Raw genomic sequence first — 21,607 nt, 5'->3', positions numbered from 1 at the left:
GACCCCGCGTCTCTCGTCGCCTGAATCCAAGGGCGAGTATCCGCGGGACGCGAGGGAAACCCGAGCGTGACTCGGTGCGTCAGGTCTGGTCTGGCAATGGGCGCTGGTCCCAACCATCCAGCGCCTTGAGCTTGGCCTCCGCGAGCAGCAGGCGCAGAGACGAGACCGCCTGCAGCGCGCGCTGTGTATCCTTGCGTGCGATCTTGAGCACAAGAACACCGTTCTCGGCTCCGGGGATATCGGCGAAGCTGCTGATGCTCCCGGCGCGTATCGTGAGCCGTTTGCGGAACCAGCCGTCATGGAAATCTATTTCGTCGATACTTTCGAGCGCGACATTCAATTCCCGCGCCTCGGTGCGAAGCAATCCGATCACCGCATCCTTCATCAGGTATTCGATGCGCAGCACGCCCTCGCCGATGCGCAGGCGGCCGTGCACTTCGCCGAGACCCTCGTAGATCTCGATGCGGAAGGGAATGTTCACGTCGTGAAAGGGTGGTATCATGCGCTCAAACCTACGCAATGGTGATGAGAGTGCATAACACCACGAGCTTTGTTAGCTTCCATTCGACGTTGCAGGGGATGTGCAGCGCCGGTGCACACGACACAGATGTCGTGGAACACCGAATGGCATCAAGGAACAACAAAGGGAGACGACGGGGGCAGCCGTCAGGGAGCATGCATGAGTGGTGTCCATAATTTGCTCTTGCGGTGTGGATGTAATGGAATCGATCCACCCGAGTCGCAACAGGATTGGTAACCTCGAAGCTCGCCCATACATTTGTAGCAACATATCGGAGCACCAATGGAATTCATGATTATTGGACGTGATGGAACGGATGCGGGCGCATTGGATCGACGCCTGGCAGTTCGAGAACAGCATCTGGAGTGTTTCGATCGATTCACGAATGCGGGTGTTTTTAAGTATGGCTGCGCAATTCTGGATGACAAACAACAGATGGTGGGCTCCGTGATCGTGTGCGAATTCGCTTCACGCGACGAAATGGAGGAGGTGTGGTTATCACACGAGCCGTATGTTGTGGGAGACGTGTGGCGCAGCATCGAGATCCTTCCAGTACGTTCCAGAATTCCCACCAAGGTATGACGACCCCAATCGCCGCGGCCAACGCTTCCGCTCATGCGGATGCTACCGGCATTCGTCTCTTCCACCATCACACCGTGCCGCTCCGGTGACGCCGCGTCGTATAACCGTTCGGCAGGTGTATGAACTGAATATATAAGAGTGTCTATGAACATTCCCTTGCTGACGGATCGACTCAGAATTGACAGGCTCGATGCCGGCAACGCATCGGCCATGTATATATATAGGTCCGATCCAGGTGTTGCCAGATATCAATACTGGGAACCATCCGACGTGGGGGAAGTAGAGTCGTTCATTCGTAATCTCGAATCGGAAGAAATCGGGCAACCAGGAACGTGGTATCAACTGGGGATATTTCTCATCGAGAACGATGAGCTTATTGGAGATCTGGGGATTCATGTATTGCATGATGATTCCAAACAAGCCGAGCTGGGCATAACACTCGCACCGAAATATCATGGTCGTGGATTGGCAGCCGAAGCGGTCACGGCGCTGCTCGGTTTCCTATTTGATCAATTACAGATGCATAGAGTATTTGGATCGGTGGACCCAAGGAATTCCCCGTCAATGGCCTTGATGCAGCGAGTCGGGATGCGCAAGGAAGCTCATTTGAAGGAGAGTTTGTGGTTCAAAGGGTCCTGGGTTGATGATGTCATATTCGCGATGCTCGATCGGGAATATGAAGAGGTAAAAAAGAATGGAGATCGGAGCATAACCCTCTGATGCTGTCGTCGGCGCCGCCGTGTCATGCCCGCTGCCGAACACCCTTTCCGCCAATAAGAATCCACCGCTGAAGCGGAACGTTCGGTCTCACGGTGGCGTTGCATGAGAATCAAGAACGATAAACACAATAGAGAAACGGCTATCAAGGCAATGACCTGCAAAGAACCGGGCGGAGCATGCAACCTGGAGTTCCGTGCAAACACCTTTGATGAAATCGATAAGAACGTCTGAGATGTGGATGCGAATATGAAGACGACACGACTTGAAGCATTCAGTGATGGCGTTCTCGCTATCATTATCACGATTATGGTGCTCGAGCTTAGGATGCCTTATGGCGCCGACGCGGAGAGCCTGAAACCCCTGATCCCTCACCTGTTGTCCTATGTGATGAGTTTCGTCTATCTCGGGATATATTGGAACAATCATCATCACTTGCTTCACACAATGGAGCGGGTGACCGGTGGGATCCTCTGGGCAAATCTGCATCTTCTGTTCTGGCTTTCGCTGATACCTGTTGCGACGGGTTGGCAGGGTGAAAACCTTCTGCATGAGTTACCCACTGCGCTCTATGGCGTAGTACTTTTCATGGCGGGAGTCGCGTATTTTATCTTGCAGAACGTGATCATTCGTGCGCAGGGAATACATTCGACATTAAAAAAGGCCGTTGGGAGAGACTGGAAAGGTAAAGCGTCGGTGATCTTATACGCGGTGGCCATCGGGATTGCTCTTGTGCAGCCGTTGATGGCGGATGCGATCTACATTATCGTGGCCGTTATGTGGCTTGTGCCGGATCGACGGATCGAGAAACAAATGTCAGCGACCAGAGTTCCATGAACACAGAGCGCATAACAATCGATGCCTTCACTGAATCTTTCCCGCAAACCCGTGGTCGTCGCCATCTGCCTGTCTGTCGGCGCCCTGCATCTTGTCACCGGACCGAACTACGGCGGCCCATTTCCCGCGTTTGTCAACGGCTATCTGATCGACCTGCTCCTTCCGTTCTCGCTCGTTCTTCTTCTTGGAGTCGGTTTGGAACGAGTGCCGCGTCTTTTCCGCCCGGTTGTACGCGCCACGGCGGTTTTCCTCTTCGGTGCGGCTGTCGAGTTCCTTCAGTACCTCGGCGTTCCGCTCTTCGGTAGCACGTTCGATCCCCTCGACCTGCTTATGTACGTCCTCGGCGCAAGCAGTGCCATAGCGTTCGAGCGGCTTGTCTTCCCGGGCGGTTCACCATCGCGCGACTGATCCCTGCATACAGCGGTCGGCGCTGAACACAGACTGCACAACCACACCGCGTCGTTTTCCAAACTGACGCAAGAAGTGTATTTTACCCAATTGTGATCCGCCCCCGTAGCTCAGGTGGATAGAGCGACGGTTTCCTAAACCGCAGGTCGGGTGTTCGAGTCACCCCGGGGGTACGAATGCGTGAGACGCAGACGTGAGACGGCAGACGTGAGACGCAGACGTGAGACGGCAGACGTGAGACGGCAGACGTGAGACGGCAGACGTGAGACGCAGACGTGAGACGGCAGACGTGAGACGCAGACGTGAGACGCAGACGTGAGACGGGGTATCGAGGAGACGCATGTTCCTCGTCCCTACTCCCCACTCCCAACTCCCTCCTCCCAACTCCTAACTCCTAGCTCCTCGACTTCATCGACAGCGCAATCCGCTTCAGCGCAAGATTCACATCGAGGACGCGCACGGTCACGACCTGGCCGACCTTGACAACGGCGCGGGGATCTTTCACGAAGCGGTCCGCGAGTTGCGAGATGTGCACGAGGCCGTCCTGATGCACGCCGATGTCGACAAAGGCGCCGAAGTTGGCGACGTTGGTCACCACACCCTCGAGCACCATGTCGGGCACGAGATCGGTGATCGCGTTCACATTCTCCTTGAACGAGGCGCTGCGGAATTCGGCGCGCGGATCGCGGCCGGGCTTCTCGAGTTCGCGGAGTATGTCGCGGATGGTCGGTTCACCCGCCTCGCCGCGCACGTACCGTTTTGCATCGATGCTGCGCGCGCGCGAAGCCAATTCGCCGATGTGTTCGACGGGTATGCCGAGGTCGCGCGCCATGTCTTCCACGATGTGGTAACTCTCGGGATGTACGGCCGTGTTGTCGAGCGGATGATCGCCGCCGCGAATGCGCAGGAAGCCCGCGCTCTGCTCGAAAGCCTTGGGTCCGAATCGCGGAACCTCGAGCAATTCCGCGCGGCTGCGATACGGCCCGCGTGTATCGCGGCGCTCGACGATGTTCTTCGCGATGGAAGGCGACAGGCCCGACACATACGAGAGCAGTTTTTTCGAGGCGAGATTCAGATCCACTCCCACGTAGTTCACACAACTTTCCACCGTGGCATCGAGTTCGGTCTGCAGCGCGCGCTGGTCCACATCGTGCTGATACTGGCCGACACCGATGGACTTCGGATCGATCTTCACGAGTTCCGCCAAAGGATCCTGCAGGCGGCGCGCGATGGACACCGCGCCGCGCACGGTGAGGTCGAGATCGGGAAATTCCTCGATCGCCACCTCGCTCGCGCTGTAAATGGAAGCGCCCGATTCGTTGACCAGCACCACGACGGGGCGGAGGTCGCTGCCGCTCAACGCTTCGACCACAAAGGCCTGCGTCTCGCGTCCCGCGGTGCCGTTGCCGATGGCCACCAGTTGACTTCCGTGTCTGTGCAGCAGGTCGCGCAATTGCTCCGCGGCCTCCGTGCACCTGCCTTCACCCGTGTGCGGATGGATGGTGCGGTATTCGACGAGTTTGCCCGTGTGGTCCACCACCGCACATTTGCAGCCCGTGCGGAAGCCCGGATCGATGCCGAGCGTGGGTTTCATGCCTGCGGGCGGCGCGAGCAGCAGCTCGCGGAGATTCTCGCCGAAGGCGCGTATCGACGCGACATCGGCCTCGGTTTTTTTCTCGAGGCGCACGTCGGCGATGAGTGTGTTTTTCATCAGACGCCGGAAGGCGTCGGTGCACATGCCGCGCCAGAACTCGCGCAGTTCCCCGGCGTTGCTGAAGGACGTGCGACCCTCGATGCGCGCAAGCACGGCCTCCTCGTTGAACTGCAGTTCGAGCAGCAGCACACCCTCGTGTTCGCCACGGCGCATCGCGAGCATGCTGTGCGGCGCGATGCTCTGTACAGGCGCGGAGAAGTCGCGATACATCTCGAACTTGGTTGTGCCCGCGGGGAATTCGCTCTTCACGGTTGAACGGAATACGCCGGTCTCAACAAAAAATGCGCGTACCCACGAACGTAATTCCGCGCGTTCCGACACGTCCTCGGCGAGTATGTCGGACGCGCCCGCGAGTGCGTCGGCGGCGGTGGGCACGCCCGCCTCCTCGTTCACAAACGCTGCCGCCGCGGCAAGCAGGTCGGTGCTTGTTGTGTCGGGTGTGTTCCATGCGGCGATCTGCTCGGCCAGCGGCGCGAGTCCGCGTTCGCGCGCAATGGTGGCGCGTGTGCGTTTGCGCGGTTTGTAGGGGAGGTAGAGATCTTCGAGTTCGGTCTTGGTCAGGCAGGCCTCGATGCGTTCACGCAGCTCGTCGGTGAGGGCTCCCTGCTGCTCGATGGATTCGAGAACGACACGCTTGCGGTCCTCGAGTTCGGTCAGATACGTGTGCCGCTCGAGAAGGGAGCGCAGTTGTACTTCGTCCATCTCGCCTGTGCGTTCCTTGCGGTACCGTGCCACGAATGGAACGGTGGCTCCTTCGGCGAACAGCGTGAGGGCGTTGCGGATCTGCCATTCGTGCAGACCAAGTTCGGATATGAGAGTGTGTACGATATCGAGCATATGAATGTGATTGTTCGTGACGGAACAAGCTAGCGGATCGGAACAAAACCGCAAAACGGAGCGACCATACAAACGCGCAGGCACCAACGTCGCGGTTGCGCCACCAATCGTACAGGCCGTCTGCTGCGGTTTCGTTGAGTGGTGTCTCCCCCGACTCGATACAAGCAAAAGGCAGCCGTCACCGATGCTCCATGAATTATCCGACGCCTGTACCGGCGTTTATTGCAGCACGGTGATGCTCCGCGCTATGGGTTTTTCGCCGTCATCGAGTATGCAGACGTACATGCCGGCGGGAAATGTCGAAACGTCGATGGGGATGAAATGTGTTCCGGGCGCCAGTGGTGCGTCGTACACGATCGAAACGATGCCGGCGTGCGCATCAGAAAGAATGATCCGAACGGCGCGCGAGCTCGGCCTGTTGACGGACACCGGCAGCATCGCGCGGCCGTGTACGGGATGCGGGAGCGGTGTTCCCATCGAAATCCCGTCGCGGCGGCCGAGCAGGGCGCTGCAGTACCCGTCAACGGACACATCACCGCGCAGCGGATTCTCGAGGCCGTAACAGCAGTCGGCCCAGGCCTTCGCCACCGGGAGTGCCATAGCCGTGTGTGCCGATTGTGCCGATTGCCGCACACGGAAACGCGCCCGGCACAGCAGTGAATCGTCGCCGGACGACCGCGGGAACATGATGTCAATGTGTATTCGATCCGCGCCGGCGGACGTACGTATCGTGACCGAGTCGTGTGCCGCCGCGACATCGATGAACTGCACCATCGAGCGATCGTACTGCAACTGCGCGCGGAAACGTCCGCCCTCCCGCAGCAGGGGAGCGGGCAGAAGCATATCCACGTGCAGCGGCGTGTCGGCGCGCGCATACACATCCGCGCGCAGCCGCAGGGGCAGCGCGTCGATGCACTGACACACGTCCATCGTATCGGCGCGCGTCATGACAACATTTTCACACGCCGATGAAAGAGTTGCCTCTTCGAAGGAAAGTGGCACGGCACGGCTGCTGTCGGCGAAGAGGCCGCGGAAGGGTACGGTAAACAACACGCCCGCACCGCCGCGCGGGTGCAGGCGCAGGGCTTCGCAGACAACACGTCCAGGCCCCGCCGCCCGCATTGAGACCGTTGATCCGTCGAGCAGCGTGCCGGAGGTGCGCACGCGGTCGTCGGCGAGGTCGAGCAGGTGTTCGTCGTAGCGGAGTACGAATCGAAACGAGAGGGGGAGTGTCGCGGGCATGGCGGGCGACAGCGTCACGGCCACCTCCGCCACGTCGCCCGCGCGCACCGCAGTGGGAGCATCGAGCGAGAGGTACACGGTGTCGGGCCGCGAGGGGATGATGAGGGTCGAGTCCCACGACACCACGGCGCTGTCGAGCCAGGCCTGCACAAACACGGGATGTATGCTGACGGCGCATTGCGGAAGCGGGAAGCTGAGCCGGCATCCGGGCGGGATGAGTTCGGCTGCGATGGCACGGAACGCGTTGTTGAACTGGGAGGCGTTCTCCACGTGCCAATGCCGGCCGCCCGTACTGTTGGCCAATGTCTGCAGCGCGCGGTCGCCGTTGGAGTTGAATCCGTACCCGATGGTGAAGAGCCGCACCTCGCCGCCCAGGGCGATCGCGCGAATGACCGACACGCTGTCGTCGAGCATCACATCGACGCCGTCGCTGAACACCACGAGCGAACGTTTCCCGCCGCGTTGCACCAACTCCCTCAGCGCTTGCAGTACGGTGACGGTCATGTACGTGTTCCCCCACGCGCGCATGCGGGATATCGATGCGCGGAGGGTGTCCTTGTCCGTGGTAAAATCACACACACGCAGAGGCCCGCTCTTGTACGCAAAAATGGCGCCCTCGTCATACATCCCGAAGGCGGTCACCAGCGTCGATGCCGCGGACTGCAGCATGTCGAATGGTCCGCCGATCATGGAGCCGGAATTGTCGAGCACCATGGCCACCGAGTTGCGCCACGTTGTGTCGGGACATGTGACCTCAACCGGCACGGGCACATTGTCCACCTGCACCTCCCACGTCGAGCTTCCGGCAAGCACGTACGGCCGGCCCTCCTCGAGCATCAGCACGTTCATGTGCACCACGGGCAGATCCGACAAACGCACCTGCCGCACCATTAACTGCCACTGCGCGTGCAGCGGAGTAAGCACTCCGCACAGACACAGCACGGGAATCCACACGCGAATACAACCCATATTCGGACTCGATGGATGTTTGTTCATGGAAAGATACTGCATCGAGTCGAAACCTGACACAGGCGCCCGTGTTTTACCATCTTCTTCGCGCGGGTCTCGGTCATGAATCCGGTTTATTCTCCCCGAGTGGTACGGGTGCCGCCGTTTGTCCCATTACCCAAGGTCGCGGGTCCTCTCGTCGAGAACCCGCGACCGCAAGAACGACTACTGGACTCAGCGGCGAATGGTGAGCAGTCGCGTAGAAGAATTGGGTCCCGCGGTGATCCGGATGAAATACATCCCTGCGGGGAGATGCGACACGTTGTACTGGAAGGTGTAGGTGCCCGCGTCCTGCAGATGCGTGGGTGCGATATAATCCACGTCGGCTCCCGCCGAATTAAAGACGTGAATCGAGACGAGACCGGTTTCCGTCAGCGTGTAAAACAGGTTCGTATAATCCGCTGTCGGATTCGGGAACAGTGTGAAGACTTCGGGCGGCTCCGTCTCGTTTATGCTGTTTTCCTTCGCCGGACCGGTCTTGGGTGTCTGGAACGTCTTCGACGGGGAATACGCGGAAGTGGATGAACATATGTTTTGCACCTGGAATTCGTAGAACGTGTTCTTGATCAATCCTGTCAATTGTTTGCTGTTTGTGGGTGAGGACGTCGAACTCCAGGTGGTAGTGCCGACTTTCCTGTAACGCACATTATAACCAATCGAATTCACCATTGCAGTCCAAGACACTGTCGCCTTTGTGCGCGTGAGCGAACCGGCCTTGAGCGATGTTGGCACTTCACAGGACGATGGAGCCGAGCATGCTGTGGATGCGAGCAGGGGAAGAAGTGGACCACTCGGGGATGCAAAACATGCTTGGGCACGCGCCTTTTGGTCGGGCGTGAAGTTGGCGAGTACTCGATCACTGGTGTAGTCCATAAAGTTCATGTACATGATTCCCGGACTCACTGGTGAGCACACGTCTGTGAGCAGGCCCGTGTGGTATCCGGATGTGTACCCCGCTTCGTTCGGTGTATCCGCTGCCATGTCGCTGCCTGTGCACGCGGTGCCATCGTCGCCCCATGTGTGCCGGAGATCCAGGCAATGACCCAGTTCATGCGTGGTCACACCACCACTGCCCATGTTTAATGTGGAATCGATGTACCCGAAATAACCATGGTGCATTACAACGCCATACGCATCGGTCACCCCTGTACCGGGGAATCTGCCCCAGCACACCCCCGAGGTGTTGCAGACCCAAATGTTCATGTAGATCGTCGGATCCCATGCATCTGTACCAAGAAGACGTGTATACTTGATGGAATCCCCCGTAAACATGGTTTTTGTGGTGTACACTCGTTCGATACCGGTTGTGGGAGATCCATCCGGCGCCTTCTGTGCCAGACAGTATTGGATTTCCATGTCGGCTTTCAGAGAGTGCGGGAACATGTACATCGAATGCGGATTCAGGCCCGCAAAGTCGCGGTTCGTTATGGCGATCTGATCGTAGACACGCTGGTCCGGTATGTTCTGCGCGGGAGTGTTATACACGATGTGCACCACCACGGGAATGGTGATCACCGCCGTAGTTTTTCGCAGCGAGTTTTGTGCTGCACTTCGCTGATCGCGGAGCGTGCTTTGAAGCACTTCCTCCTGCCAGCGCATTTTTCCATCGAGGGATGGATCCTGTTTCTTCAGAATGTCGAGGTACTCCATTGTCCAGCAGGGATGAACTTCATCCTGCGCGTACACGGGCAGAGCAGGAAGCAGTACGTATAGCACGACCGGCAGGAGAGCCCATAAGGCGACGGATTTCATGGCGAAATCTCCGAATGATTGTGTGGCGCAGTGAATCCAATGGTCCATTCACGTCTGCGTCTCTGCTCGGTGGGCCCACTCCCTGGGGTGAGCAGTCCGGTGCAGCGGAATGACGAGGTAACCTACGCCACTGTACCCGATCACGCAATACGTGTGAATACGTGATTTTGTGCGGCGACACATGCACGACAGTGCAAGCACGACGCTGTGAGCCGTTTCCCCGCGTATCCCCGTCATATCGGGCGCCCGTCCGAAAACACCCGCGTTTCCTTCCCACTCGGGTGCGTAGTATCTTGTAAGACTTTCTGTTCGTTATACAATACCGCACTCATCAACAAGCGATCCATTCATGCGTCTTACGAAGTATTTTGTCCCGACTCTCAAGGAAATTCCCGCCGACGCGCAAATGCCCAGTCATCAATTGATGCTGCGGGCCGGCATGATCCGTCCGCTGTCCGCGGGCATCTATTCGCTGCTGCCGTTCGGCTACAGGGTGTGGAAAAAAGTGATGAACATCATCCGCGAGGAAATGGACGCCATCGGCGGTCAGGAATTCCACCTCCCCGCGTTGAATCCTGTGGAGATCTGGGAAGAGACGGGGCGCGTCGAGGCCTTCGGCGACACGATGTTCCATCTGAAGAACCGCGACTACGTGCTCGCGCCCACGCATGAGGAAATCATGACGAGCATCGCGCGCGCCTTCGTAAAGTCGTACAAGGACATGCCGCAGATCTGGTATCAGATCCAGACCAAGTTCCGCAACGAGCCGCGTCCGAAGTCGGGCGTGATCCGCGGCCGGCAGTTCACGATGAAAGACGCCTACTCGCTCGATGCGACGCAGGAGGGGCTCGACGAGTCCTATCGGAAACATCATGACGCCTACTGCCGCATCTATGCGCGTTGCGGACTGACCTTCTTCGTGGTCGGCGCCTCGAGCGGCGCCATGGGCGGCAGCGGTTCCGAGGAGTTCATGGTCGAATCCGATGCCGGCGAGGATCTCTGCGCGTTTAATCTCGAAAGCGGCTACGCGGCGAACATCGAGGTAGCCACGTCCGGTATTCCCGCGATAGGCCGTGTGGCGGATCCGGGACCCGCCGAGAAGTTCGCGACGCCGACGGCGAAAAGTATCGACGATCTGGTCGAACAGTACGACATCGAGGAAACACGCTGCGCGAAGTCGCTCGTGTATTTCGCCGACGAGAAACCGTACCTCATCTTCATGTGCGGCAACGACCAGCTCAACGAGGCGAAACTGCAGGGCGCGCTTGGCGCCGCCCATGTGCGCCCCGCGCGCGACGAGGAGCTTGCCGGACTCACGGGCGCGGACTCGGGCTCGATCGGCCCGATCAATCTCGCGTCGGCCATCACACAGATCGCCGACACCCGCATCGCCCACGCGAATGGCATGGTGAGCGGCGCGAATGAAAATGGCTTCCACTACCGAAACATCGATCTCGACCGGGACGCGAACATCAGCGCGTATCACGATCTGCGCACCGTCGTGGAAGGTGAACCGGATCCGCGCGGCGGCAAACCGTTGAGTGTGAAGAAGGCCATCGAGGTCGGTCACATCTTCAAGCTCGGGACAAAATACTCGCAGGCCATGCGCGCCACCTTCCTCGACGAGAAGGGCGAGGAGCATCCCATCATCATGGGTTCGTACGGCATCGGTGTCGAGCGTGTGGTCGCCTGCCACATCGAGCAGCGTCACGATGCGGACGGCATTGTCTGGCACCCTTCCGTCGCGCCATTCGACCTGCAGCTCACCGCGTTGAAGATCGAGAGCGACACCGTGCGTGAACACGCCGAGAAGCTCTACCAGGAATTCGGGGCCGCCGGTCTCGACGTGTTGTTCGACGACCGCGCGGGTGTGAGTCCCGGATTCAAATTCAAGGACGCCGATCTGCTCGGCCTGCCTTTAAACGTCATCGCCGGCGAGAAACACCTGAAGGATGGCAACGTCGAAATCAAGGTCCGCCGCACGGGCGAGCGTGTCATCGCGCAGGTAAGCGACGCCGTCCGCGTCTGCGGCGAATTGCTGGATAAACTCAAGAACGACACAGCCGATATTTCTTAACGCACATACACCAAACGAGGAGTCCCCATGTTATCGCAGAAAATGATCGACACACTGAACGACCAGATCCGTGTTGAATTCGAATCGTCGAACCTCTACCTGCAAATGGCGGCGTGGTGCGCCGTGAAGGGCCTCGAAGGAGGCACCGCCTTCCTGTCGATACACGCCGAGGAAGAGCGCATGCACGGGATGAAGCTGTTCACGTATCTGAGCGAGATCGGCGCGCTGGCGCTTGTCCCCGCGCAGGAGAAACCGCAGCACGAGTACACCTCTCTCGAAGCGATGTTCACGCAGATCCTCGAGCACGAGAAATTCGTGACCGGCAGGATCAACACACTCGTTGCGCTCGCCTACGAGGAGAAGGATTATTCGACGCTGAATTTCCTGCAGTGGTACGTGTCGGAACAGCACGAGGAGGAAGCGCTGTTCTCGGCACTGCTCGACAAGATCCGCATGATCGGCCACGAAGGCCGCGGCCTCTATTTCATCGACAAGGAACTGGGGAAGAAGGCCATGGCCTCCGCCGCGGCGTCGGCAGCCAAAACGGCCGCGTAATCAGTTCGCGGACGGCTCTTCGAGCGTCCGCATTTCGACGCGCAGTTCGTCGCCGAGGTCGATCACACAATACGATCCCTCGGCGGCGGACCCGCAATTGACGATGGTCGAGCCGTCGATATATTCGATGCCGCGGGCCTCGTGGATATGGCCGCACACGACAAGGTCGGGAAGCCGAGCCTCGATGAACTCGCGCACGGCGGTGCTGCCCGCGTGGCGTCCTTCGCGTGTGAGGTCGAGCCGCGTGCCGTAGGGCGGGGCATGTGGTACAAACACCGTCTTGCGCGCGCTGCGCACTTCCGCGTACCCGCGTTCCGCCTCCTCGAGCAACTGCGTCTCGGTGAGTTCGTACGGCATGCGGAGTGTTGTAATCGGACCTCCCGACGCGCCGAAGAAACCGATGTCGCCAATCAGGCGTCCCTCGCCGTTGATGCTCGCCTCGAAACTCTCGAGCAGGTGGTCGGTGGAACGTGTGTCGATGTTGCCCGCCACGCCCAGCACCCATTTGCCGCGTGCGAAGAGTTCACGCACGCCGTGCTCCACCTCGCCGATCGACCGCGCGGTCAGATCGCCCGCGAGGAGCACGCCGTCGCAATGCTCCGCGTCCACGATGCGCAGCACCGTGTCGAAACGTCCGTGTATGTCGGCAAAGGCCAGGAAACGCATGCGCGGCGAGGTGCTGCGTCAGTGGGGGATGTTGAGTTTTTTAAGTTTCGGCTCGATCACCAAGCGGCAGTAAGGCGCCGCGCGGTTGTTCCGGAAGTAATCCTGATGATAATTCTCGGCCGCGTAGAATTTTTCGAGCGGCACAATCTCCGTCACGATGGGGCGATCGAATAACGACTGGGCCTGCGCCTTCGATTTTTCGGCCGCGAGCCGCTGCGCGTCGCTGTGTGTAAAAATGGCGGAACGGTATTGTGTGCCCGCGTCCGCGCCCTGGCGGTTGAGTGTCGTCGGATCGTGCGATTTCCACAACATCTCGAGCAGCGTCTCGTAGCTGATCACTTTCGGATCGAAGGTGATCTGGGCCACTTCCGCGTGGCCTGTGCTGCCCGTGCATACCTGTTCATAGGTCGGATTCGCCACATGTCCGCCGGCGTAGCCGGCCTCGACGGCCGAGACGCCCGGAAGGCGTTCGAATACGGCCTCGACGCACCAGAAGCATCCGGCTCCGAATGTCGCTTTCTCCATGTGTGTGTCCTCCTGTTTCCGTTGCGCGCAGGCGCTGACTGTCAACGCCATGAGGAGAAGGATCAGGCGTCGCATGGTGTGTCCTTTCTTTTTCAGCCGGCGGCGGCGTCCATCAAACCGCAAAACTCGCGGAAGAGATAGTCGCTGTCGTGCGGACCCGGGCTCGCCTCGGGATGATACTGCACGCAGAATACGAGCAGGTCGCGATGCCGGAATCCCTCGACCGTGTTGTCGTTCAAGTTGAGGTGCGTGAGTTCAAGGTCGGAAGGCAGCGTGGCGGCATCCACGGCGAAGCCGTGATTCTGCGATGTGATCTCGATGCTGCGGTCGCGAAGAAACATCACGGGATGATTCGCACCGCGGTGTCCGAACTTCAGTTTGTACGTGCGCGCGCCGAAGGCGAGCGCGAGCAGTTGATGTCCGAGGCATATGCCGAATATGGGCGCGCGGCCCAGCAGGCCCTTGATGGTGTCGACGGCCTGCGCCACGGATCCCGGATCGCCCGGGCCGTTCGAGAGGAAAATCCCGTCGGGTTCTGCTGCGAGCACCGCGGCGGCGTCGGCGGTGGAGGGAAACACGGTGAGGTCGCAACCGAAGGTGGCGAGGCGGCGCAGTATGTTGTGCTTCACGCCGTAATCGAGCACGGCCACGCGGTAGCGGCGCGCGGCCGCGGGAGTGCCGTAGTCCCAGCGCGCAGTCTCTGTCCATGTGTATGTTTCAGGCGTGCTGACGCGCGCGGCGAGGTCCGCGCTCGAGATGTCGGGCACTGCCGCCACGCGCGCGCGTAATTCCTCGTCGCCGAGTTCCTCTCCGGTGAGATAGCCGCGCATCGCGCCTTCACTGCGCAGCACACGCGTGAGCCGGCGCGTGTCGATGCCGTCGATGGCCGGAATGCCGTTGGCCGCGAGGTACTCGCCGAGTGTACCCTGCGCCCGGTAATTGCTGGACCGCGCGCTGTATTCGCGCATGACAAAGCCGCTCGCCCAGGGACGGCGCGATTCCACATCCTCGGCATTGACGCCCACATTCCCGATCATCGGATGCGTCATGGTGATGATCTGCCCGCAGTACGAGGGATCGGTGAGGATCTCCTGGTACCCGCTCATGCTGGTGTTGAAACACACCTCGCCGCCCGCGCCCTCGCGCGCGCCGATGGAGCGGCCGCGGAAGATGGCGCCGTTTTCGAGGACAAGAGCTGCGGTGGATGTATCGGACATGCGGATCTTTTTGTCGTTATTTGAGAAGCGTCATTGCGCGTGCCAGGCGGCGGCCGCCCGCTTCGACGCGGCAGAAGTACACGCCGCTTTCAAGCGCGCGCGCGTCGAGGGTGAAGGCGTGTGCGCCCGCGCGCAGGGCCCCGTCGTGCAGCACGGCGACGACGCGGCCCGCCGCGTCGGTCACGGTCACGCGTGTGTCGGTCAGGACGGGCAGGGTCACATGCACGGTGGTTGTGTGCACGAAGGGATTCGGGTAATTGGGCGAGATCGAGAAGTCCGCGGCGTCGGCGCGCGCAAGCGTCACCAGCACTTCGTGCGAGTACGTGTGGCTCCCGTCGGTGTCGAGCTGGCGCAGGCGGTACACGAGGGTCTCAGCAAGCGCCGGAAGCCGCTCGTCGACGAAGGAATACAGGTTCACCGAAGGCGAGGACCCCTTGCCGGCGACAAACCCGATTTCCTCCCAGGTGCCTCCGCGTGTCTCGAGCCGCTCCACACTGTAGCCGGCATTGTTCGTCTCGCTGGATGTGCGCCAGGCGAGTCGCACGACGCGTCCGTCCTGCACGGCGCTGAAGGAGGTGAATTCGACGGGCGTCGTGACGGACAACTGGAACACGCTGCGGCCGTGTGTCGCCGCCAGCAGTACGCCGCTTTTTGGATGCAGTTCAAGATCGGCCACGACACATTTCGGCATGCCGCTGCCGAGCACCGCCCAGGTCCTGCCCGTGTCGGTGGTCGCGTACACACCGAGATCGGTCCCGACGTACAACATCGCGGGATTGTTCGGATTGATCTCGAGGCAGTTCTTCTGTATCGACGGCAGATTGCCGGAAATGCTCGTCCAGGTTGTGCCTGCGTCCACTGTCTTGAAGATGCCGGTGGTGGCGTATCCGCCGAAACAGGTGTAAAAGGTGTTGACGTCGTTGGGATCGAAGATGATGTCCTCACATGTCCGCGAGGGCAGACCCGTCGAGATGTTCACCCAGGTGCCGCCGGCATTGGGCGATTTCCATACCTTGCCGTTGCTGTATCCCACGACGATGAGATCGGGATTCTTCGGCGACAGGGCGATGTGGTTGATGGTCGAGGCCGAATCGAGATTACCGTGGAACTGGAACCACTGCGCGCCGCGGTTGGTGGTCTTGTAGAGTTTCTTCGTGGATGCGGTGTACAGCACCTGCGGATTTGTGGGATGAATCGCGACCGGCGTGACCCACAGCCCGCTTCCGATGATTCCCGAATTGGCGCTGATCCAGTTGGTGCCGCCGTTGGTGGTGCGCATGTGCGAGCCGTTCTGATACTCGGCCCACATGTAACTGGAATCGGAATAGTCGATCACAAAATATCCGCCGTCGCCGCCCGTGGCCTGATCCCAGTTGGTCAGGTCCTTGCGCCGGAGCTTCGAGCCGTTGTCCTGCGTGCCGCCGCCCATGAGATTCGGATTCTGAAGTCCGATTCCCAGCTCGTAGAACTGCGTGATGGGCAGGTCGTCGTTCAAACTTGTGTACGTGGTGCCGTTGTCGTTGGACCGGTAGATGCCGCCGTCGTTTCCGAGGTACATCACGGCAGGATTCGAGATCGAGAACTCGATCGCGTGCTGATCCACATGCATGCCCGAACGGGTCGTCCACGTGAAGCCGCCGTCAGTGCTCATGTACAGTCCCACGCCGCCGCTGAGGATGCGGTTGGGATTTGTGGGATGCACCGCGATGTCGCAGAGATACCAGCCGTAGGTGGAAAAGAAGTTCGGTGTCGAGGCGCTGCTGGTGCGCACCCAGGTGTCGCCGCCATTGGTGCTCTTCACGATGGCCTTGAGATTGCTGGTGCCGCGGCCGTTCACGATCACACAGTACATGATGTCGGGCTGTGTCCAGCAGAGGTCCAGCGCCAGTCGACCGACGCTGTCCTTGGCCACACCGATCGACAACTCCGTCCATGTGGCGCCGGTGTCGACACTCCTGATGACGCCCACCCCCTGCACCGCGGCAAAAAGGGTGTTGGGTTTGGTGGGATGCAGTACCACGTCGTGTGTGACGCCGCTGTACACCTTTGTCCATAACACGCCGGAATTGACACTGCGGAAGAGACCCTGGCGCGTGGCGGCATAGACGATGTTGCGTTCTGCGCGGTTCACGCGGATCTTCCCGATGTGCTGCGCGAAGTTCCCGCTCACCATGTTCCAGGTTGCGCCCGCGTCGGTCGATTTGGCCACTCCGACGCCCCCGTAGGAATCGGCGCTGCCGTTGGCTTCGCCCGTCCCCACGTACACGGTGTTGGGATCGGACGGATCAATCTCGATCGATCCCATCGCCATGGTCGGCAGATTGTCGGCGACGGGTATAAAGGAACTGCCCCCGTCGGTGCTCTTCCATACGCCGCCGTCGGCGGCGGTGAAATACACGATGTTATGGTCCGCCGGATGAATTGCGACACCGGTGACGCGCCCGCCGATGTTGATGGGACCGGCCTGTGTCCACATCGCCGCTCCGGCACCCTTCGCAAGGGCCGCGGGGGGATTGTACACCGGCAAACTCTGCGTTTCCCGCCAGGCGGCTTCACGCGCCCCCTCGGGGATGCGGCCTGTCGGATACGTGCGCGAGGCCATGAACCAGGCGAAACGTTCCCGTATCCAGCGCTCGTTGTCTTTGTACAGGATGTTGCCCTGCTCGGTGTTGCGGAAGTCGGGCAGCGCCTCCTGCGCATGAGCAAAGGAAGCGCAGACTGTCCAAATCAGCAGTGCGAAGGTGGCGTGGATCGGGAGCGCCGTGCGCGCGGGAACGCCGGGGAATGTGCGGACCGTCATCGAAGAACCTCATTGTGTCGATTATGCGCGCCGATTGCACGCGTCTTTGTAATGTACGAAAAAAGCACGGCGCGTCATTCTTCGCGGACCAGCGCGTTGAGGGGTTCGATGACCAGCGGACGCGCGCCTCCGCGGACAACCATGCGTCCGCTGCCCCTGCGTGATTCGAGCAGAGGGCTCGAAAAAAGGAGTGATGGATCCGAAACATAGGGCGACCCGTTTACGCGCAACGTGCCCCCGAACGTACACTCGAGCCGGTCGCGGAATACGTTCTGGTACCGGATCACACCGTCGGATGTGAACGCCGACGTGTCGGGTTTTGTGCGCAGGAGGCGGCGGCGGAAATCGTCGTACGACCCGAGCGCGCCCCTGCCCACGACCTGCACGATGGCACCGTTCCGGCCCGCACGCGAGAAAAGGCGCCGGCCCATTGGCTCCGGTCTGAGCGTGTACGGAGCAAGCGGGTAGTAGCCGATGTACACGTCGCCCGCGTCGATGGTGATCCAGCCCGTCGCCGTGCTGTCCACGTCAAAGGCGCGCACATCGGCGGGGAAAAATCCGACAAGCGCCTGATACCGCTTGATCTCGGGAATGTCGTACAGAGCGATAAGGGTGCTCTTGTACTGGAACACATCCTCGTACGGTGAACCGCCCACGGTCTTGGTGATCGTCCCGAAGTATGGATCCACTTTTGCGTTTTCACGCAGGACGAGTTCAGGACTGTGCGCCGTGAACGATGTGAGCGACGCGGCTTCGGAATAGGGCTGCATGGTGAACAGGGTGTTCTGCGGGGAATCGCTGCTCCACAGCAGGCTCCATGTGCGCTGTTCGCGCGGCTGCAGAAGGCCGCCGCGCACGTGACCCATCACGTAGAGCGGATCCATGTACGTGTACTTCGGCGCGAGACGCACCCGCGCCGTATCGCCGCGCAGCCGGTCTGCACTGCGTTTCCATTCCCACACCTCGTACGGCTTCTCTCGCGACGTGGCCAGGCGCAGCAGCGTGGGATGCGGCCGGTAGGTGAAAAGGGTGGCGAGATATTGCTCACGCGCGTATATCTGCGCGCCGTCGCCGACGTAGAACCAGGCCAGCGCCGCGAGTTCCGAGATCATCGGCTGCATGGCCGAGTTCATCTCTTCGCGCGCATGGGCGCCGCCGAACTGTCCGCCGAGATACTCGTGGAAATAGTCCGCGAACAGCCACGAGGCCATCGCGCCCGCGCGTTTCGCGAAGGCCTTGTCGGCCGCGAACTGCTCGTTGAGCAGCATGGCTGTGAAGAGCAGCGGGCCATATGTGGGCGAGTCAAATTCCTGCTGGCCCTCCTTCACCGCGGCATCCATCCAGTCGCCGATCAACGACATCGACTCCTCGCGGTTCTCGGGGATGCTTTTGCCATTGTAGTATTTCTGCTCGAGTCCGAGCGCATCACACGCGAGCAGGAGGGCGGTGGCGCCGCAGATGCGTTCGTGTTCCGATGCGGGCGGATCCATCGGGACATCGCGCCACATCGCGCGGAATATCGCCTCGGTGCTGTCGGGTAGATAGTCCCGTGTAAAAAGATAGGCCGCCGTCAACCGGTACCTCTCGACAACGTTGTTGGAAGCGGCGCGGAAGTGCGACGCGATTCTCTGCAGGCCGTCGGCCCGCATTTCCTCGCGTCGCGCCCGCTCGAGCGCGCCGAAGAGGTCGACCGCGACGGGCTCGGTCGTGAAAAATGTTCTGATGCTGTCGATACGCGCGGCGATGCTGGGCTGTGCCCATGTCGTGCCGCTGCTGAGAAGGATGAACAGCAGGGCTGCGCATCCGTGTGTGACAGAGACGCGGCGGACGAGGTTCTTCTTCATGGTTGCACCCGAATTGCTGAGACGTAGCCGAGACGTATCGAGAAGGGTGTCCACACGGCGCCTCCGTCATGCGAAACGAAGGTGCCGTTGTCCGTGCCCGCATACACGATGCTTGGGATGGTCGGATGGAAGACAAGTGACGTGATGTTCAGATTCGTCAGCCCGGCGCTCGAAAGCATCCACGTTGCCCCGCCGTCTTTTGATGCCATGATGCCCTGGCCGGCGGTTCCGATTAGAAGACGCCGCGGTTGGGACGGATCGAAAGCCGCGGCCTGCACACGCAGGACCTGATCTCCCGGTGTCAGCTTTGTCCATGTCAGACCCCCGTCCTCGCTGCGCCACAGTCCTGTCGGGCCCCAGGCGGTTAGCAGATCTCTCGAAACAGGGTGACGGAGAAGGCGCTCGAGCGGTGTTCCCTGCAATGGGCCGCGCTTCCACATCAAGCCCCTGTCGCTGCTTCGGTACAATCCTTCATTCGTGGCGAGAAGAAAATCTCCGGGAGAGGGAAGCATATCGCTGGCGTACGTCCCATCCGCCGGACGGAGTCCGTACGACCGCGGCATCCACGATGCCGCCTTGTCGGTGGAGAGATAGACACCCATCGGTGTGGTAATGAAGACCGAGTCGTCGATGAGTACAATGCGGTTCACTGTGGGGATGCGCCAATCGGTGGCCTGCTTCCAGGTTGTCCCACCGTCGCGCGACACGAGCAGCCCGTTGTCGCCCGCCAGATACACGGTGCCGGGATCGTTCGCGGGATTCGCCGCGTCCACGCAGCGGTTGTTATTCCACCCGAGAGCGTGCCAGCTTGTGCCGGTGTCGGTGCTGAGGGCGGCACCGGGATACACCGGGTGCATGTTTTTTAGTGCGCCCGGCACAGGAGCGGTGTACATGCAGACGTATAAACGCGGCTGTGTTTCCTGAGTCCGCGCCGCCGCGTGTGCGGCCAGCAGCAGGACAAGGGTCAGCAGTGAGGTGCGGAGGACGGCGGCAATCCGCAGCGTTCGGGAAGGAAAGGTCATGCTAGTATTCCTCGCTGTCGATGCGCTGTATGTCGGCGCCGATGTCGCGCAGCTTTAATTCGATGGATTCATACCCGCGGTCGATGTGGTACACGCGCAGCACCTCGGTCTGCCCGCGCGCCACGAGTCCGGCGATGATGAGCGAGGCGCTCGCGCGCAGATCGGTCGACATCACCTTAGCGCCTGTCAGGTGGGCGGCACCGTGTACGTGGCAGGCGTTGCCCGACACATCGATCGATGCGCCCAGGCGCTGCAACTCCGCCACATGACTGAATCGGTCGTGGTAGATTGTGTCGGTGACCATCGAGGATCCCGACGCGATGGTCATCAGCGTGAGCCACTGCGCCTGCATGTCGGTGGGGAAACCGGGATAGATCGCCGTCGAGACATTGATCGGTTTCGGCGCGCCGTCGCTGCGGATGGTGATGCGGTCGCGGGCGATGTCGAGCGTGTTTCCCGTCTCGCGCAGCTTGTCGGTCACCGCCTCGAGATGTGTGGCGTCGACGTTGGTCAGCGTCACCTCTCCGCCCGCGGCGGCGGCGGCGACGAGGAAGGTGCCGGCTTCGATGCGGTCGGGTATGTTCCTGTCATCCGCCGGATGTAATTCGTCGACGCCCTCGATCTCGAGATGATTCGTGCCGATGCCGTCGATACGCGCGCCCATGCGCACGAGAAACTGCGCGAGCTGTGTGATCTCGGGTTCGACTGCCGCGTTGCTGATCACCGTGCCACCCTTGGCGAGCACGGCAGCCATGAGCGTGTTGCCCGTGGCACCGACACTCGAGATGTCGAACGAGATGCTGGCGCCCGTGAGCCGGTCGGCCCGTGCTATGACATAGCCCTGTTCGAGTTCAATGTGCGCGCCGAGCCGCTGCATCGCCTTGATGTGCAGATCCACCGGGCGAGGTCCCCAGGCACACCCGCCGGGGTACGAGACTTTTGCGTAGCCGAAACGGCCGAGCAGCGGGCCGAGCACATAAAAGGATGCACGCATCTTTTTTACCAGCTCGTAGGGCGCCTCGAAGTGGGTCACGTTGCCGGCATCCAGCTCCAGCAGTGTGCCCGGATGCCGGACAGTCACGCCAAGCTGCTCGAGCAGTATCGACATGGTCGATATGTCACGCAGCCGCGGCGTGTTTTCGAAACGGCAGACGCCGCCGCTCAGAAGCGCTGCGGGCATGAGGGCGAGGGATGCGTTTTTCGCCCCGGAAATGCTGACGGTCCCGTTCAAACGGTTTCCGCCGCGGATGATGAACTTGTCCATGTGCTCTCGCGTTATTCTAG

At 60.6% G+C, this 21,607-nt stretch carries 17 protein-coding genes and 1 tRNA gene; 7 read left to right on the top strand and 11 right to left on the bottom strand.

The genetic code is table 11. The annotated features are described in order from the left end of the window. Positions 1-79: 79 nt before the first annotated feature. On the bottom strand, positions 80-502 hold the full coding sequence (locus HY962_15470; protein MBI5648330.1) for a hypothetical protein: 423 nt from the start codon (positions 500-502) through the stop codon (positions 80-82). Positions 503-802: 300 nt separating this feature from the next. Between HY962_15470 and HY962_15465 the strand changes: the two genes are divergently transcribed. From HY962_15465 to HY962_15445, 5 genes are all read left to right on the top strand, one after another. Then, complete coding sequence (locus tag HY962_15465; GenBank protein MBI5648329.1) at positions 803-1,102, top strand: hypothetical protein; 300 nt, start codon at positions 803-805, stop codon at positions 1,100-1,102. Positions 1,103-1,252: 150 nt separating this feature from the next. Next, the gene (locus HY962_15460) at positions 1,253-1,822 is read left to right on the top strand and encodes a GNAT family N-acetyltransferase (protein MBI5648328.1); all 570 of its coding nucleotides are present in this window, start codon (positions 1,253-1,255) and stop codon (positions 1,820-1,822) included. Between the two features lie 246 nt (positions 1,823-2,068). Further along, positions 2,069-2,656: a DUF1211 domain-containing protein gene (locus tag HY962_15455; protein MBI5648327.1), complete on the top strand. Its 588-nt coding sequence runs from the start codon at positions 2,069-2,071 to the stop codon at positions 2,654-2,656. Positions 2,657-2,677: 21 nt separating this feature from the next. Continuing rightward, positions 2,678-3,064 carry a hypothetical protein gene (locus HY962_15450; GenBank protein MBI5648326.1) on the top strand — a complete coding sequence of 129 codons (387 nt, stop codon included), beginning with the start codon at positions 2,678-2,680 and terminating at the stop codon, positions 3,062-3,064. A 99-nt stretch (positions 3,065-3,163) separates the two neighbouring features. Continuing rightward, positions 3,164-3,237, top strand: a tRNA-Arg gene (locus HY962_15445). 221 nt (positions 3,238-3,458) lie between these two features. On the opposite strand, the gene HY962_15440 is transcribed toward HY962_15445, so the two are convergent. From HY962_15440 to HY962_15430, 3 genes are all read right to left on the bottom strand, one after another. Further along, positions 3,459-5,615 carry an RNA-binding transcriptional accessory protein gene (locus tag HY962_15440; GenBank protein MBI5648325.1) on the bottom strand — a complete coding sequence of 719 codons (2,157 nt, stop codon included), beginning with the start codon at positions 5,613-5,615 and terminating at the stop codon, positions 3,459-3,461. Between the two features lie 219 nt (positions 5,616-5,834). Further along, a complete protein-coding gene (locus HY962_15435; GenBank protein MBI5648324.1) occupies positions 5,835-7,853 on the bottom strand; it encodes a VWA domain-containing protein in 2,019 nt (672 codons plus the stop codon). Positions 7,854-8,039: 186 nt separating this feature from the next. Next, on the bottom strand, positions 8,040-9,617 hold the full coding sequence (locus HY962_15430) for a T9SS type A sorting domain-containing protein (protein MBI5648323.1): 1,578 nt from the start codon (positions 9,615-9,617) through the stop codon (positions 8,040-8,042). Between the two features lie 349 nt (positions 9,618-9,966). Here HY962_15430 and HY962_15425 point away from each other — a divergent pair, with 349 nt between their 5' ends. Both HY962_15425 and ftnA read left to right on the top strand, forming a co-directional pair. Next, the gene (locus HY962_15425) at positions 9,967-11,694 is read left to right on the top strand and encodes a proline--tRNA ligase (GenBank protein ID MBI5648322.1); all 1,728 of its coding nucleotides are present in this window, start codon (positions 9,967-9,969) and stop codon (positions 11,692-11,694) included. Positions 11,695-11,721: 27 nt separating this feature from the next. After that, positions 11,722-12,249 (top strand): non-heme ferritin, encoded by a 528-nt coding sequence (gene ftnA, locus HY962_15420; protein MBI5648321.1) that lies wholly within the window; start codon positions 11,722-11,724, stop codon positions 12,247-12,249. On the opposite strand, the gene HY962_15415 is transcribed toward ftnA, so the two are convergent. From HY962_15415 to murA, 7 genes are all read right to left on the bottom strand, one after another. Beyond that, positions 12,250-12,915, bottom strand: a complete 666-nt coding sequence (locus HY962_15415; protein ID MBI5648320.1) for a metallophosphoesterase family protein — start codon at positions 12,913-12,915, stop codon at positions 12,250-12,252. A gap of 18 nt (positions 12,916-12,933) precedes the next feature. After that, the gene (gene msrA, locus HY962_15410; protein MBI5648319.1) at positions 12,934-13,515 is read right to left on the bottom strand and encodes a peptide-methionine (S)-S-oxide reductase MsrA; all 582 of its coding nucleotides are present in this window, start codon (positions 13,513-13,515) and stop codon (positions 12,934-12,936) included. A gap of 17 nt (positions 13,516-13,532) precedes the next feature. After that, positions 13,533-14,657 (bottom strand): glutamine-hydrolyzing carbamoyl-phosphate synthase small subunit, encoded by a 1,125-nt coding sequence (carA, locus tag HY962_15405; protein MBI5648318.1) that lies wholly within the window; start codon positions 14,655-14,657, stop codon positions 13,533-13,535. 16 nt (positions 14,658-14,673) lie between these two features. Beyond that, positions 14,674-17,457, bottom strand: a complete 2,784-nt coding sequence (locus HY962_15400; GenBank protein ID MBI5648317.1) for a T9SS type A sorting domain-containing protein — start codon at positions 17,455-17,457, stop codon at positions 14,674-14,676. Positions 17,458-17,531: 74 nt separating this feature from the next. Next, positions 17,532-19,301 (bottom strand): hypothetical protein, encoded by a 1,770-nt coding sequence (locus HY962_15395; GenBank protein MBI5648316.1) that lies wholly within the window; start codon positions 19,299-19,301, stop codon positions 17,532-17,534. Further along, positions 19,298-20,323 carry a hypothetical protein gene (locus HY962_15390; protein MBI5648315.1) on the bottom strand — a complete coding sequence of 342 codons (1,026 nt, stop codon included), beginning with the start codon at positions 20,321-20,323 and terminating at the stop codon, positions 19,298-19,300. The genes HY962_15395 and HY962_15390 overlap by 4 nt, the downstream gene beginning before the upstream one ends. Position 20,324: 1 nt before the next feature. Continuing rightward, positions 20,325-21,587: a UDP-N-acetylglucosamine 1-carboxyvinyltransferase gene (murA, locus tag HY962_15385; protein MBI5648314.1), complete on the bottom strand. Its 1,263-nt coding sequence runs from the start codon at positions 21,585-21,587 to the stop codon at positions 20,325-20,327. Positions 21,588-21,607 lie beyond the last annotated feature (20 nt).

This window comes from Ignavibacteriota bacterium, from assembly GCA_016218045.1.
Taxonomy (GTDB): Bacteria; Bacteroidota; Ignavibacteria; order SZUA-365; family SZUA-365; genus JACRFB01.
Note: the sequence above shows the minus strand (reverse complement) of the source record. Positions and strands in the feature narration are given on the sequence as shown.